13 protein-coding genes are annotated in these 15,709 nt (G+C 63.8%); 11 read left to right on the forward strand and 2 right to left on the reverse strand.

What is annotated here, in order from left to right; all coding sequences use genetic code 11:
* The first annotated feature begins 4 nt into the window (after positions 1–4).
* Entirely contained in the window at positions 5–727 is a 723-nt protein-coding gene (locus GOEFS_RS12505) for a lysoplasmalogenase family protein (protein ID WP_007318280.1), read from the forward strand.
* Positions 728–1,110: 383 nt separating this feature from the next.
* On the opposite strand, the gene GOEFS_RS12510 is transcribed toward GOEFS_RS12505, so the two are convergent.
* Together GOEFS_RS12510 and GOEFS_RS12515 are read right to left on the reverse strand one after the other, a co-directional pair.
* Complete coding sequence (locus GOEFS_RS12510) at positions 1,111–1,917, reverse strand: hypothetical protein (protein WP_007318281.1); 807 nt, start codon at positions 1,915–1,917, stop codon at positions 1,111–1,113.
* Positions 1,918–2,179: 262 nt separating this feature from the next.
* Positions 2,180–3,037 (reverse strand): Rv1157c family protein, encoded by an 858-nt coding sequence (locus tag GOEFS_RS12515; RefSeq protein ID WP_373278207.1) that lies wholly within the window; start codon positions 3,035–3,037, stop codon positions 2,180–2,182.
* Positions 3,038–3,325: 288 nt separating this feature from the next.
* Between GOEFS_RS12515 and GOEFS_RS12520 the strand changes: the two genes are divergently transcribed.
* The 10 genes from GOEFS_RS12520 (at position 3,326) to GOEFS_RS12560 (ending at position 15,631) form a co-directional block, all read left to right on the forward strand.
* Positions 3,326–4,372: a thiamine ABC transporter substrate-binding protein gene (locus tag GOEFS_RS12520; protein ID WP_007318283.1), complete on the forward strand. Its 1,047-nt coding sequence runs from the start codon at positions 3,326–3,328 to the stop codon at positions 4,370–4,372.
* 4 nt (positions 4,373–4,376) lie between these two features.
* Complete coding sequence (locus tag GOEFS_RS12525) at positions 4,377–6,011, forward strand: ABC transporter permease (protein WP_007318284.1); 1,635 nt, start codon at positions 4,377–4,379, stop codon at positions 6,009–6,011.
* On the forward strand, positions 6,011–7,054 hold the full coding sequence (locus GOEFS_RS12530; RefSeq protein WP_007318285.1) for an ABC transporter ATP-binding protein: 1,044 nt from the start codon (positions 6,011–6,013) through the stop codon (positions 7,052–7,054). The genes GOEFS_RS12525 and GOEFS_RS12530 overlap by 1 nt, the downstream gene beginning before the upstream one ends.
* A complete protein-coding gene (locus GOEFS_RS12535) occupies positions 7,051–7,452 on the forward strand; it encodes a (deoxy)nucleoside triphosphate pyrophosphohydrolase (RefSeq protein WP_007318286.1) in 402 nt (133 codons plus the stop codon). Before GOEFS_RS12530 ends, GOEFS_RS12535 begins: the two co-directional genes overlap by 4 nt.
* On the forward strand, positions 7,410–7,658 hold the full coding sequence (locus GOEFS_RS23450; protein ID WP_007318287.1) for a hypothetical protein: 249 nt from the start codon (positions 7,410–7,412) through the stop codon (positions 7,656–7,658). The genes GOEFS_RS12535 and GOEFS_RS23450 overlap by 43 nt, the downstream gene beginning before the upstream one ends.
* 92 nt (positions 7,659–7,750) lie before the next feature.
* A complete protein-coding gene (gene typA / locus GOEFS_RS12540) occupies positions 7,751–9,664 on the forward strand; it encodes a translational GTPase TypA (RefSeq protein ID WP_007318288.1) in 1,914 nt (637 codons plus the stop codon).
* A 31-nt stretch (positions 9,665–9,695) separates the two neighbouring features.
* Positions 9,696–11,669 (forward strand): ABC transporter family substrate-binding protein, encoded by a 1,974-nt coding sequence (locus GOEFS_RS12545; RefSeq protein WP_007318289.1) that lies wholly within the window; start codon positions 9,696–9,698, stop codon positions 11,667–11,669.
* Positions 11,666–12,544: an N-acetyl-1-D-myo-inositol-2-amino-2-deoxy-alpha-D-glucopyranoside deacetylase gene (mshB, locus tag GOEFS_RS12550; RefSeq protein WP_007318290.1), complete on the forward strand. Its 879-nt coding sequence runs from the start codon at positions 11,666–11,668 to the stop codon at positions 12,542–12,544. The genes GOEFS_RS12545 and mshB overlap by 4 nt, the downstream gene beginning before the upstream one ends.
* Positions 12,544–12,927: a hypothetical protein gene (locus tag GOEFS_RS12555; protein ID WP_040525061.1), complete on the forward strand. Its 384-nt coding sequence runs from the start codon at positions 12,544–12,546 to the stop codon at positions 12,925–12,927. Before mshB ends, GOEFS_RS12555 begins: the two co-directional genes overlap by 1 nt.
* A 142-nt stretch (positions 12,928–13,069) precedes the next feature.
* Positions 13,070–15,631, forward strand: a complete 2,562-nt coding sequence (locus tag GOEFS_RS12560; RefSeq protein WP_007318292.1) for a bifunctional FO biosynthesis protein CofGH — start codon at positions 13,070–13,072, stop codon at positions 15,629–15,631.
* Positions 15,632–15,709 lie beyond the last annotated feature (78 nt).

Here is a 15,709-nt window from a genome sequence, read left to right on the forward strand (position 1 = left end):
ATATGTGACGCTATTGCATCGGCTATCTGAAGACCGCAAGCTTCGACGTCGTCTCTGGTGGGGCGCATACGCGGTCACATCGACGGCTGCCACCGTGGCCGGCGCCCTCGGGTTTCGCGTAGCGGCCGGGGTAACCAAACCGATCCCGTTGGCACTACTGGGCATTCGAGTCGTCGGTAGCACCGAGATTGGTAAGGCGGACCGACTAATAGTCGGTGGTGCGGTTGCCGCGTCAGCCATTGGTGATCTGTGGATGTACCGGGAAGAGTTCGCTGCCGACGACGCAGAGAAAGACCGGAATTTGCGGTTCGGCGCTGCGACTTTCGGTGTGGCACAGGCTTTTTATTCTGCAGCGATGGTTCGCCGTGGGGCGCGGTTCTCCGTCCGCGCGCTGGCGCCTCGTGTCGCGGTCATGGGCGAACCGGCCGCAATCCTTGCGAAGTTCCGACCCGGCGTCTTGCCGGTGCTCGGGCCCTACGGTTGGGCGCTGGCGTCGATGTCGACGCTGGCATCGACGTCGGGGTCTGACCGGCTGGCCGCGGGCGGCATCGTTTTTCAAGCTTCTGACCTGGCAATCATCAATCGTCGGCATTTGCTGACCGCTGATAATGCGCGTATCGCATTGGCGCGCAAGGTAGTTGAAGCGTGGGTATTGGGAACTTATTTCACCGCGCAAGCTCTGCTGGTCGACGGATTGTGCGAGCGGCACGATACCGACTCGGCCTGATCGGACGCAGGGTGTGTCGACGGTGACTCGCCCGCCGGGCGAGTCAGCGTCGAAAAGCCTTGTGTGGCAACGCGCGTGGTCTCGATACACCCGCCTCGGCTAACGCCTCGCCGGGCACTCGGCCAGCAAATGAATTTCCGTCCCCTTGAGGGCGGTCGAAGGGCAATATGCCCTCCGACACGACTGACGGGGACGAAAAATCACGACGGGGGAGACGCCTTGTGCCTGTCTGTTCGCTAGTCGAGTGCCGTCGTGTGTGCCGAGGCTCCGCAACCTCTACTCGCCGGTCGAGTGCCGCCGTGCGAGCGTGCGAGCCCGTCGGTGTATCGAGACCTCGTACCCCGACGGCTCTACCGTCGCAACAGCTCTATGACGCTGTGCCGCTATACGATTCCGACTGCGGGTAGGAAGTAGCAGGAGCGGTTGCCGACCTGCGCGGTGCCGTAGACCGCCGACAGGACGGTGCCCTTGCCGGTGTTGACCGGCGCGAGCCGAAGGCCGGAGATTCCGGGGATTAGCGCGAGTAGTGGACTGTTCTTCGCGACCGTGGTCAGATCGGCGAAGCCGCCCTGCAACGTCGTCGTATTGAACCAGGCGACCTGCATCTTGCCGTTTGCCCCGCTGTCTGCCGCGGCCGGAACGAAGGCGTATGCGGTCGAACCGTCTTTGACGATATTGGGGTCAATCTTGACCGTCGGCAGATCTAGCGGCACAGCGGGCGTGGCGACTTTGAGTGGCCACGGACCTTTGACCGCGCCGGCGCCAGCGGTGACGAGACCAAATGGGTTGTCGGCTGTCGGTGTGGCGCACATTGGAGCTACCGACGGAGATAGCGGCGTGATGCCAAGTGCCTTGAGGACTGCGAGCGGATCTGTAGTAGCGGCGCTAGGTGTCGCGACCGCTTGGCTCACCGAGAGCTGGCCGACCGTTCCGAGAACAGCCTTGGCAGCCTCGATCGCGATCTTGTCGATGCCGGCCTGCTTGATCATGCGCAGGGCCGCGGCGAGTTCGGCGTCGAAGGGGATTTCGCCGAGCGGGATAGTGTTCGGCGCGGCCGACGGCGCCGCGGGGGCGGGGGCTGCGGGCGCGGGCGCCGCGGTTGCGATGCCAGATGCTCCCAGGGTGAGGGCAGATACTGCCGCGACGCTGACTAGGCCAGCGCCGAAACGACGAGAACCGGTGCCGAACATGACGCCTCCTGAAGGTAAGTCGGATGATCCGCCCAGCTCGGCGCTGTGACAGATGTGACTGATGGTGCTTGTGTTAAAGAACAACACGCGTGTGAGTATGAATGCAAGCCGCGAGTCCGACCCGTGACATTGGCGCGACGTCGGCGTTATGGCCGTAGGCGAGCGCAGTGCAAGTTACGGCGCGGATGACAAAATACGGCGCTGACTCGCGCCGTATGTGGCGAGTCGCGCCGTATTTGTTAGCTGCTTAGGAGCAGCGTGGCTAGATGATCGCGAGCCCGACGGTCGGGATGATCGTGCAGGTGTACACCTTTTTCTTATTGGTGGCACTGCGGGTGGTCACGTCGCCGTAGATGGTCGAAAGAACTCGGCCACGTCCGGTAGTGGCGATGCCGGTAAAGGTCCCCGGACCGTCCGTCGCGTTGATCTTGGCGTTGCGCTTGAGGGAGAACTGTCCCGTGCGCCCGTTGTCGATGTTGATCCAGCTGACCTGCAATGGGCGACCGGTGTTGTTCAGTGCGGGCCCGGTGCCGAGGCTGGTGTAGACATAACCGGCTTGGCCGCGCTTGGGGCCGGGGGCGGGGGCTTTCTGTGGTCCGGCGGTAACCAGGGCGCGACCCATCGAATTGCCGCCGTTGGGAGAGCCGTTGCCGGCCATGCAGCCAAAGCCGAGGGTTGGGTAGAGGAATTCCTGAATGCGCGGCTTGCTGGGCCCCTTGGGGATCGTCGGGTCGCCGGGCTTTGCCACTTCGGACCGCAGCATTTCGCTGACCTGGCGTTCGCCGGGTTCGCCGAGGAAGGCAATGACCTTGTCCCACATGGCTTTCACCTCGGTCGGCACTCCCGGTGCGGCCGCAAGAGTGCGTGCCTGCTTCAGAAGATCGCCGTTGACCTTGCCGTTCGCGTCCGGAGTGGCCGCCGACCCGATGATGGCCGGAGCGAAGGCGCCGAGCGACTTGAGCGCATGTTCGTTGACGGTGGGCTTCGCGGGAGCGGGAGCAGCGGTAGCGATACCTCCGACGGTCAATGATGCCGCGGCAGCGAGGGCGCTGGCGGCGATGAGTCGCCGGCCGAACTTGGTCGGGGATGAGTTCGGCACTCGTGTGAGACGCACGGTCACGGTGTCCTTACGGTTGTCGGTCAATAGTGCCCCCGGCCGGAGTCAGTCTAAGGGGTCTGCTGGCACGCCGCGCCGGGCGGCAGGAGTCTGGGAGCGAGCTTAATGGACCGAGTCGGCGTCACGTGTGTCTGGTGATGCAATTGTTACGCATGTGGTTTCGGGATTTCATATTGAAGAGGTCGAGCGAGGTGATTCGATGACGATGAGCAACTGCCTCCTATCATTGGGGACGCCGGTCGCTGATCGGTCGGCCAGAGCTGGTCGAGTCGAGCAACCCCAGAGGCGGACATGGTCAAACGCGCTGACAGGTTCAATAATTGGTGGAGCCGGGCGACGGTCGCGGTAATCGCCGTAACCGCTTCGATGCTGGGACTCATCTCCTGCGGCTCCGACGATTCCGCGTCGCAGGTGGTCTTGTTGACCCATGAATCGTTCGCCCTGCCCGACGATGTGGTGGCGCAGTTCAAGGCCCAGACCGGTTTGGAACTCAAGATCGTCAAATCCGGCGACGCCGGACAACTGGCGTCGACGGTGTCGCTCACTCCCGGATCGCCGAAGGGCGATGCGGTCTTCGGCATCGACAACACCTTCGCTTCGCGTCCTGTCCGGGCCGGCGCCTTGTCGCCGTACACGTCACCCGAGTCGGTAAACGGTGCCGATGACTACGCACTGCCCGATGCGAAAGGCTTGCTCACCGCGGTTGACCGTGGCGACGTCTGTCTCAACGTCGACGACAAGTGGTACGACAGCAAAGGCCAGCCACCGCCGACATCGTTGGCCGATCTCACCAAACCCGAATACGCCGGACAGACGGTCGTACTTGATCCGGGTACCTCATCGCCGGGAATCTCGTTCCTGCTCACCACTATTGGTGTCTACCCGCGGACGTGGCAGGACTACTGGCGCACCCTGAAGAACAACGGCGTGACGGTGGTGTCGGGATGGGAAACCGCGTACAACCAACTCTTCAGTGCTGGAACGGGCAAGGGGGACAAGCCAATTGTGGTGTCCTACGCGTCGTCGCCGGCAGCGACGCCCGGCACGTCAGCGTTGTTGAAAAGCTGCTTTAGGCAGGTCGAGTATGTCGGTGTCCTCAAGGGCGCCGCGAATGAGGAAGGCGCCCGCAAGGCCGTCGACTTCCTGCTGAGTCCCACTGTGCAGAAAGCACTTCCATCGTCTATGTACGTCTACCCGGTGCGGAAGAACACGCCACTGCCCGACGGCTGGCAGGCCCGCGCCCCGATACCCGAGTGGACGGTCAACATGCCGCCGTCCTATATCGCCGACAACCGGGAGCAATGGCTGACGCAGTGGCGCACCGTGATGGGTCGGTAGAGAGTTGCGTCTGCGGTTTGGCGCGCTCGCGCTCGTTCCGACGCTCTTCCTGGGTGTCTTCTTCCTCTGGCCGCTCGCTGCGCTGATCAACCGGGCACTTCACGACACTGCCGGCGCCCCACTCGGCGAAACACTGACCCGCACCCACGCCTGGAGCCTGCTGGGCTTCACCCTTGGGCAGGCAGCCGCATCCACGCTGCTCACGGTTATCGTTGCGGCGCCGATCATTTGGCTGGTGGCGCGGATCGATTTTGCCGGCTCACGACTTCTCATGGTGATTGTCACGGTGCCGTTCGTACTGCCGACCGTGGTTGTCGGCGTGGCCTTCCGTACGGTTTTCGACGGCCCGTTGAAGTTCCTCGGCGTGACGTCGGGGCTATATCCGATTCTCGCCGCACATATCTTCCTGAATGTCGCGGTGGTCGTTCGGGTGGTCGCCGCGGCCTGGCAGGGAATAGACGGCCGCGCCGCCGAGGCCGCCCGTACGTTGGGGGCCGCGCCGTGGCGGGCATTCCACACGGTAACCCTGCCCCGACTGTTACCGGCGCTCGCGGGATCTGCCGCGCTCGTATTCCTGTTCTGCTCAACTAGTTTCGGTGTCATTATCATTCTCGGTAACGGCGAACTGCAGACATTGGAAACCGAAATCTACACCCGGGCGATCGGCTATTTCCAGATCTCCGATGCGGTGGTCTTGTCGATGCTGCAGATCGTTGTCGTTCTCGCCGCGCTAGGGCTCGTACGACTATGCGGCGCAGGCGGATCGGGTGCGGCCGATGGTGCGATGGCCGCGCAGCGCGCCGGCCGTCGACGCCGCGCCGTCGGTCTTGTACGAGTCGCGGTGGGAGCGGTGTGTGCGTGGACTGTGCTGTGGCTCGTCGCTCCGCTCGTGGTGCTGGCGCTCTGGTCGGTGCGCCCACAGGCCGGTGGCCCCTGGACACTCGCGGGTTACCGGAGTCTGGTCACTCCGATCAACGGCGTCACACCATTGGAGACGTTGGGCTACAGCACCTTTAGTGCGGCGGTCGCAGCGACCGTGGCACTCCTTATCGGCATGTTGGGCGCGTTGGTGATCTCGCGGGGAGGGCGGATCGCTGGCGGCGTCGGCAACTTCGTCTCGACTCTGCCGCTGGGGATCAGTGCGGTCACGCTGGGGTTCGGATACCTGATCGTGCTCGCGGCGCTTCCTCGCGACGTACGCACTTCACCGCTGATCATCCCGGCTGTCCAATCACTTATCGCGATCCCCGTGGTTATCAGGATTCTGGTACCCGCCCTCGACGCGATTCCGCTGCGAGCGCGCCAGGCGGCCGCGACGCTGGGCGCATCGCCAGTGCGGGTCTGGACGACTATCGAGATGCCGATGGTTGGTCGATCACTCGGTGCCGCAGCGGGTTTCGCGTTCGTGATGGCGCTGGGCGAATTCGGGGCAACCGGCTTTCTGGCCTTACCCGACACCACGACGTTACCGGTGCTGATCGGGTCGGCGCTGAATAAACCGGGTTCGGATCAAGTGGCGACGGCGATGGCGTGTTCGATGTTGCTGGTGGTGGCGACGACGGTAGCCGTTCTGGTCATCGAGTTGGTCGGCCGTCCGTCCGGCCGTCTCGCTGGCCGGTCCGCGGAACCGAGGCGCTGATGTTGGAGATTTCGAAACTGGTTGTCGCATATGGTGATACCACGGTTCTGGATGGTTTGGACTGGGCCGCGGGTGACGCCGACCGGTTGGTTACCGTGGCGCTCGGCCCATCGGGGTGTGGAAAGTCGACCTTACTGCGGGCGATCGCCGGTCTGGAACCCGTTGTATCCGGGTCGATTTCCTTCGACGGCGTCGATTTAGCCAATACCCCGCCGCATCGTCGTGGTTTCGGGGTGGTGTTTCAAGACGGCCAGCTATTCACCGGACGTAGCGTCGAATCAAATGTCGCCTATGGCCTGCGGATGCGCGGGGTCTCCCGCAACGAGGCGAACAAGCGGGTCGCGGAAATGCTCGATCTGGTGAAATTATCCGGCTACCAAAAGGTTTCGGTCGACGAGCTGTCCGGTGGACAGGCGCAGCGTGTGGCGCTCGCTCGTGCACTGGCGCCGCAGCCCCGATTGCTCTTACTCGACGAACCCCTCGCGGCCCTGGACCGGTTGCTGCGGGAACAATTGGTCGGGGAGATCTCCGACATCATTCGGGCCACCGGCACTCCGACGATCATGGTTACCCACGATCACACCGAAGCGGCGGTGCTGGGTGATCAGATTTCGGTCGTCTCGGGCGGCGTCGTCACTCAGACTGACACCCCGCAGGATTTGTGGCGTTACCCGGTCGACGAAGCTACCGCAACGTTCCTCGGTGTCACGGCGATAGTGTCAGCGACGGCGACCGGGTCGGTATTATCAACGGCCCTTGGCGATTTCGACACTGGAGGCCGTGTGCCGAGCGCGACCGGACCTCTGACCATTGGTCTTCGTCCGGATGCGACGGCCGTATGCGATCCATCGAATGCCGCGGTCACCGGCTTGGTCACCAGGGTTACTTCCCTGCCGAGCGGTCTGCGTCTACGAGTCTCGGTCGCCGACCTTCAGATCGACGCCGAAGCCGATCACGAATTGACCGACGTCACGGTTGGTGACGACGTTGGATTGCGCGTGATACCCGATCGGGTGGCCTTTATCGGAGTGCGGCGAGGGTGAAAACGGTTGTCGCAGCGGCGATAGTCCGGGATCAGAAACTGTTGTTGGCGCAGCGCAGTTATCCCGACGACGTCGCCGGATTGTGGGAATTGCCGGGCGGCAAAGTCGAGGATGGAGAGGCGGTCAGTGTTGCTCTGGAGCGTGAGATCGCCGAGGAGTTGAGTGTCCGGATCGGCATCGGACGCGGCGTCGGCGAGCCGGTTGTGTTGCGCGACAACCTAATTCTCGTCGCCCGACATGCGTGGCTGGTTGAGGGTGAGCCGGTCGCGGTCGAGCATTCGGCGGTGACCTGGGTGAGCGCCGGTGAACTTGGCGCGATGGCGCGGGCGGGCGAACTGGTTCCGGCCGATGCGGTGTGGTTGGACGACTTGGTGGCGTTGCTGGGCGAGTCGGAGTAGCGGGCGCGGCACTGGATCGTTACTACTACGCCGCCCGCGCCTTCTTCAGCGCTTTCGCGAACTGCTTTTCCGACATGTTCTCGGCGTGTGCTTTGCGCAGTCGATGGAGCACTACCGGGCATTTTGTGCATCGCTTCGACGAGCGGCAGCACTTCTTCTTCGGCTTTACGCTGCGGATCTTCGCCGGCGACATCTTGCTCACCTAGGCAAATTAGCACAGCCTAAGTGGGCTGTGATCGGCGTCTCAACGCATGGGCGGATACTCTGTGAGGGTTGACCGCCATACGAAAGAGAGCCAGTGAGCGTCGCTCCTAACTTCCGCAACGTCGCGATTGTCGCGCACGTCGACCACGGCAAGACCACTTTGGTCGATGCCATGCTGCGCCAGTCAGGCGCGTTCGCTGAGCGCGCGGAGCTGGTCGATCGAGTCATGGACTCCGGTGACCTCGAACGCGAGAAGGGAATCACCATTCTCGCGAAGAACACCGCGGTTCACCGTACCCAGCCCGACGGTACCGAAGTCGTCATCAACGTCATCGATACCCCCGGCCACGCCGACTTCGGTGGCGAGGTCGAACGCGGCCTGTCGATGGTCGACGGCGTCGTGCTGCTCGTCGACGCATCCGAGGGGCCGCTGCCACAGACCCGCTTCGTGATGCGTAAGGCGCTGTCGGCGTCGTTGCCGGTGATCCTGGTCGTGAACAAGACCGACCGTCCCGACGCCCGCATCGACGAGGTCGTCACCGAAAGTCAGGACCTGCTCCTCGACCTCGCTTCCGACCTCGACGATGCCGAGGCCGCTGCCGCCGCCGAACTGGCGCTGGACCTGCCCGTCCTCTACGCATCGGGCCGCGCGGGCGTCGCCAGCACCGTCAAACCGGAGAACGGCACCGTTCCCGAGGGCGAGAACCTCGACGCCTTCTTCGACGTGCTTCTTGAGTATGTGCCCGCCCCGAAGGGCGAGGTCGAAGCTCCGCTGCAGGCGCATGTCACCAACCTCGACGCGTCGGCCTTCCTCGGTCGCCTCGCACTCGTTCGCATTCACAACGGCACGCTGCGTAAAGGTCAGCAGGTTGCCTGGCTACGCGAGATCGACGGCGAGCCCGTCGTCGAAAAGGCGAAGATCACCGAATTGCTCGCGACCGTCGGCGTCGAGCGCCAGCCGGCTGAGTCCGCGGTCGCGGGAGACATCGTCGCGGTTGCCGGCATGCCGGAGATCATGATCGGTGACACCCTGGCCGACCTGGAGAACCCACAGGCGCTGCCGCGAATCACCGTCGACGAACCCGCGATCTCGGTGACCATCGGCACTAACTCGTCGCCGCTGGCCGGCCGCGAAAAGGGCAACAAGCTGACCGCGCGGATGGTCAAGACCCGACTCGACACCGAACTCATCGGCAACGTGTCATTGCGTGTCCTCGACATCGGCCGCCCCGACGCCTGGGAGGTGCAGGGTCGCGGTGAGCTGGCCCTGGCTATCCTCGTCGAGCAAATGCGCCGCGAGGGTTTCGAACTGACCGTCGGAAAGCCTCAGGTGGTCACCCGTCAGGTCGACGGCAAGACGCACGAGCCTTTCGAGCACCTGACCATCGACGTTCCCGAGGAACACCTCGGCGCGGTGACCCAGTTGCTCGCCGCTCGCAAGGGCCGCATGGACCAGATGAACAACCACGGCCACGGCTGGGTCCGGATGGAATTCGTGGTGCCCTCCCGCGGTCTGATCGGTTTCCGCACCGATTTCCTCACCGAGACTCGTGGCACCGGTATCGCCAACGCCGTATTCGACGGCTACGCGCCGTGGGCCGGCGAAATCCGCGCCCGCCACACCGGTTCACTGGTTAGTGACCGTCAGGGCACTGTTACACCGTTCGCGATGATCCAGTTGGCCGACCGCGGCACCTTCTTCGTGCATCCGGGAGACGACAGCTACGAGGGCCACGTGGTGGGTATTAACCCACGCCAGGAAGACCTCGACATCAACGTCACTCGTGAGAAGAAACTGACCAATATGCGTCAGTCGTCAGCCGACGTGATGGAAACCCTGGCCAAGCCGATGCAACTCGACCTCGAAGGCGCGATGGAGTTCTGCGCCGCGGACGAATGCGTGGAGGTGACCCCCTCGGTCGTGCGGGTGCGTAAGGTGCATCTCGATGCATCGACGCGAGCACGTGAACGGTCCCGGGCCAAGTCCCGCGACCAGAGCGCAGGTTAGTAGAGGCGGGGGTCCCCACGTGAGGGCACTAATGGTCGGCCCGCGCGCTCGTTCCGGTGCACTGGTTAACAAGCGCTGGTCGGTGGCGCTGATCGTAGCGTTGTGCGCGGTCGTGACCAGTGCGTGCATGGCTTCCCCGCCAGCTGCGGTGCAACCCACCGCGGTCGCGCCTCCGCAAGCCGAATACCCGACGGAGAAGACGGTCTTCATCGCGACCAATTCGATTGGTGCGGGGTTCAATCCGCATGTCGGCGCCGATCAATCACCGATCACCACGGCGATTGGTGCGATGACCCTACCGAGTGCGTTCGACCCGAGTCTCGGTCCAAACGGCGTGGTGTGGCGCCGATCGGCGGCCCTGTTGACCTCGGCGGAGGTGACCAACCAGAAGCCGTTCACGGTTACCTACCGCATTCACAACGATGCGCAGTGGTCCGACGGACTGCCTATCACCGGCGATGACTTCGCTTATCTCTGGCAGCAGATGTCCCGCCAACCCAATGCCGTGGCTCCGGCGGGCTATCGGCTGATCGACGACGTCGCGACCAGCGGCGGCGGCAAGACCGTCTCGGTGAGCTTCGCGCGGCCCTATCCCGCCTGGCGCGAGCTGTTCCGTTTCCTGCTGCCGAGCCACGTTCTCAAGGGCGCGCCGGCGGGATTCCAAACCGGTATGGATTCGGGTAAGCCGGTGTCGGGCGGACCATTCGCGATCGTCAGCATTGACCAGAACCGCGACGAAGTGCGTCTGGCCCGCAATGATCGCTATTGGGTAACGCCGCCGCTGCTGGATCAGATCGTGTTGCGCAGGGCAGGCACCGCGCCACAGATGGTCGAGTCGGTACGGTCCGGCGATTCGGCGATCACCGCACTGAGTACCGCGCCCGGAATAACGTCGGAGCTGACTACCGTTCCCGGGATGACCGCCAAGCGCAACCCGACATCGCGCGCGCTGACTCTCAACGTGAACACCCGATCTCCCGCGATGAGGTCGGAGGCTGTGCGCACCGCTTTGCTCGGCATGATCGATGGCGGTTTGGTGACGCTCGCGAGCGCGGGCGACGACATCGTGACTCCGTATGCCAACACCGTGTACGCGCCGTCGGACCCGAATTATGTTCCGTCACAACGACAGCGCCCGTCGTCGACGACAGTGGCCCAGTTGATGGCGAACGCCGGGTATCAGCTCGGCACACCCAAAACCGCGGCACCGTCCTCACCGGACCCGACGTCGGGTGCGCCCTCTCCGACGAAGCCGCCGACATCGAGTACGCCGCCGACGTCGAGTTCGCCGACATCGTCGCGTAGCTCGTCGACGTCGACCACGGCTACCCCGTCGACCTCGGATCCGGCTGAGCCGTCCGAAGAGGAACTTGCCGATGTGGCAGACGTGCCAGCCGGCGTCGCACCGTGGTTGTCCGAGGACGGCAAGCCACTCGTCGTGCGCGTCGGTGCGGTAGCCAGCGACCCCAGGTCGACGTCGGCAGCCGCGAGTATCGTCGATCAGCTTCGGCGCGGTGGTATCCGGGCGAAAGTAGTGGCTCTGCCCAATAGTGAGCTTTATGGTGTGGCACTGACCAATTCGCATGTCGAGTTGGTCGTCGGCTGGACTGGCCTCGGCGTCCCGCCGGCGACGTCGCTCGCCTCGCAGGTCGACTGTGATCAGCCCAAGCCGCGCACCGCGCCCTCGCTATCCACGCCGCCGACTCCCACGAGTGTTGCTCCCGGGCAATTGACCGAAGACGGCAACGCGAACTTCGCGTCGAATGTCTCCGGTCTGTGTGACAGTACGTTGATCGATCTGGCGCGCCGTGCCTTGAGCGCCGAGGATCCGGCGCCGCTATTGTCGACGGCCGAGGGGCTGCTGGCGCAGAAGGCCGTCTATCTGCCCTTCTATCAGGACTCGATGCTCGCCGGTGTCACGCCGTCGGTGTTCGGGGTTCCGCTGACCGGGCCGATTCAGGTGGGGATTTTCGGTGACTCGGTTCGCTGGGGGCTGACCAAGTGACAGCCGGACGTCGGCTGCTGTTGTTGCATGCCCATCCCGACGACGAGTCCCTGATGACCGGCGGAACTATCGCCCGCTATCTCGCCGACGGGGTCGACGTGCGAGTACTCACGTTCACCCTCGGTGAAGAGGGGGAAGTGATCGGCGATCGATGGGCACAACTGGTCGCCGACGGCGGTGCCGATCAGCTCGGCGGCCTGCGTATCGGTGAACTCACCTCGGCGCTGGCCGAACTCACTCCGCCGGACCGGGAGCCGATGGCACCGAGATTTCTCGGTGGTGCCGGGCATTGGCGAGACTCGGGGATGGCCGGCGCGCCCTCCGCGTCACATCCTCGAGCGTTGGCCGGGGCAATGTTCGACGAGGTCGTAGCGACGTTGGCAGCCGAAGTTGTGGACTTTGCCCCGCAGGTAGTCATCACCTACGACCCGGCCGGAACGTACGGCCATCCCGACCACCAGACCGTCCACGCCGCATCGGCCGCTGCTCTTCCGGTCGCGGCGAAAACCCTTGGCGCACAATTGAAAGTCTATGAGTCGGTGACTCAGGAATCGGTGCTGCGCGATGGCCTGGCCGAGGCCGCCGGGCGCGTGCCCGACGGCTGGCGGATGCCGACGGCGGGGGAGTTACCGAGTTATCCCGATGCGCGCATCACCGCGGAAATCGATGTCGATGACGTCTACGACCGTAAGGTCGCCGCATTGCGGGCCCACGCCACGCAGGTGACCGTCGCGCCGTCGGGAACCGAATACGCGCTATCCAACAACATCCTGCAACCGATCGGTCGTCGTGAACACTTCATTCGGACCGGATGGTTTGGCCTCGACGAGGCGCCGGATGGTTTTGAAACCGACCTCTTTGCCGGATTGTCATGATGACACAGGGACTTTCGAGGTCGAGGTTCTCGCGAATCGTAGATGCGGCGCTGCTCGCCTTTCTGATCATCGACGGTTTCGTCGTCGGCGTCTTGTCGGTGACACTGACCTACTTGCGTATCGGCGATGCCGCCGTTCCGGTCGGAATCGCAATCGCGATGGTCGGCAATACTCTGCTGGTATGGCTGGCGTCTCGATTCACTGATTCGCCGCTGCGCTGGGGCCCGCTACTGGCTTGGGTGGTGGTGCTGCTGGTCAGTGGAGTCAGCGGCCCGGGCGGAGACGTTTTGTTGATTACCAATTGGCGAGCCATGGCCCTGCTGGTCGGTGGTGTCCTCGGGCCGGTGGTGCTCAGTTGGCGCGGTCTGCTCAACACTGATTAACGGTTCCGACGCCGACACCGGAATTTCTGCGGGGGTGTACGGGGTTAGTATCGGAATGGTGAGTAGTACACCGCTGCCCGAGCCTTCGATGCCGGCGCACGAACGAGTACCACAGAACGCAACCGACACGGGGGTAGCAAACATGGGGGTAGTTGACCCACCGATAGAGGCGCCGCCGACGCCTGCCGCGATGCGGCGCGCGTTGCGCCGGGCGCGCGACGGTGCCACCATAAACGCTGACGAGGCCGCGGTCTTGCTGGCCGCCACCGGTGCCGATCTCGACGACCTGTGTTCCAGTGCGGCCCGGGTGCGCGACGCCGGTCTGACGGCAGTGGGCCGGGACCGTCAGGTGACCTACTCGCGGAAGGTCTTCATTCCGCTGACCCACCTGTGTCGCGATCGGTGTCACTACTGCACCTTCGTCACGGTTCCCGGCAAATTGGCGCGGGAGGGCAAGGGTGCCTTCCTGGAGATCGACGAGGTGCTCGACATCGCCCGGCGGGGCGCCGAATTGGGTTGTAAGGAAGCGCTATTCACGCTCGGCGACCGGCCCGAGGAGCGCTGGCCCGAAGCTGCCCAATGGCTTGACGAGCGTGGTTACGATTCAACCCTGCAGTATGTGCGTGCCGCGTCTATCCGAGTGTTGGAAGAGACTGGCCTGCTGCCGCATCTGAACCCCGGCGTGATGAGCTGGGAAGAGATATCGCGTCTCAAACCAGTCGCGCCGTCGATGGGCATGATGCTGGAGACCACGTCCACTCGGCTATTCACCGAGAAGGGGCAACCGCATTACGGCAGCCCCGACAAAGATCCCGAGGTTCGCAAGCGAGTACTCGTAGACGCTGGTCGGCTGTCGGTGCCGTTTACTACTGGAATTCTCGTCGGCATCGGTGAAACGCTGGCTGAGCGTGCCGATTCGTTGATGGAAATTCGTAAGACGCACAAGGCTTTTGGGCATATCCAAGAAGTGATTGTGCAGAACTTCCGGGCCAAGCCCGACACGGCCATGCGGTCGGTCGCCGACGCCGATCTCGACGAGTATCGCGCCACGATCGCGGTCGCGCGGTTGTTGCTGGGGCCGTCGATGCGGATTCAGGCGCCGCCGAATCTGGTGTCGGCCGACGAATGCCGGATGCTCATCGAGGCGGGGATAGACGATTGGGGCGGGGTATCGCCGTTGACGCCCGATCACGTCAATCCGGAACGTCCGTGGCCCAATCTCGATGTCCTGCAGGAGATCACGGCGTCTACCGGGTATGTCCTCACCGAGCGGCTGACGGCGCAACCGCAATATGTCCAGGCCGGATCGCCGTGGATCGATCCTCGGGTCAGTACGCATGTGCGTGCACTCGCCGATCCCGAATCCGGTCTTGCCGCCGCCAACGTGATGCCGACCGGGTTGCCCTGGCAGGAGCCCGACGAAGACTGGCAGTCGGCCGGCCGCGTCGATCTGAATACCGCCATCGACACCGAAGGTCGTAACACCGATACGCGTAGCGACCTGGCGAGTGCGTTCGGCGACTGGGAGACGGTCCGCGAACAGGTTCTGGAGATTGCCTCGCACTCGGCGCCGGCACGAGTGGATTCTGATGTCTTGACCGCGTTGCGCAGGGCCGAGGCCGACCCGGCGGGTCTGTCCGACGACGATTATCTGGCGTTGGCGACCGCCGAGGGTGACGGACTGGAAGCCTTTGTGGCGCTTGCGGATTCCCTGCGGCGAGATGTCGTCGGTGATGATGTGACCTACGTGGTCAACCGCAATATCAACTTCACCAACATCTGCTATACCGGTTGCCGGTTCTGTGCCTTCGCTCAACGTAAAGGCGATGCCGACGCGTTTACGCTGTCGACGTCGGAGGTTGCCGACCGCGCGTGGGAAGCCCACGTGGCCGGTGCGACCGAGGTTTGTATGCAGGGCGGCATCGATCCGGAGCTGCCGGTGAGCGGCTATGCCGACCTGGTACGCGCGGTGAAAGCGCGAGTGCCGTCGATGCACGTGCACGCGTTCAGTCCGATGGAAATCGTCAACGGGGCGTCGCGTGGTGGTGAATCGATCCGGGATTGGCTCGTCGCGCTCAAGGAAGCGGGTCTGGACACCATCCCGGGTACCGCCGCGGAGATCCTCGACGACGAGGTGCGTTGGGTACTGACCAAGGGCAAGCTGCCGACGGCGATGTGGATCGAAGTCATCTCGACCGCTCACGAGGTTGGCTTGCCGTCGAGTTCAACGATGATGTACGGCCACGTCGACACCCCGCGACATTGGGTCGGGCACTTGAATACGCTGCGTGGAATCCAGGACCGCACAGGCGGTTTCACCGAATTTGTGTTGCTTCCCTTCGTGCATCAGTCCTCGCCGCTCTATCTCGCGGGCGCATCGCGACCGGGTCCGACGCACCGCGACAACCGCGCCGCGCATGCCCTGGCGCGAGTGATGTTGCACGGCCGTATCCACAACATCCAAACGAGTTGGGTCAAACTGGGTATCGAAGGAACCCAGGTAATGCTCAACGGTGGTGCGAACGATCTCGGTGGCACGCTGATGGAGGAGACCATCTCCCGGATGGCCGGCTCGATGCACGGTTCGGAGAAGACTATCGCCGAATTGCGCGAGATGGCCGAGGGGATCGGCCGCCCGGCACGTGAGCGGACGACCACCTACGGTCGGATTCCCAGTCGGACAGAGCTGCCGATCGCGACATAGCGGCGTCTGGTTGGTCGAGTGCCGTCGTGCGAGCGTGGGGTGGCTTCGTCTGATGGTCGAGTGCGCTCGCCGAGCGTT

The organism is Gordonia effusa NBRC 100432 (genome assembly GCF_000241305.1).
In the GTDB taxonomy this organism is placed as follows: Bacteria; Actinomycetota; Actinomycetes; order Mycobacteriales; family Mycobacteriaceae; genus Gordonia; species Gordonia effusa.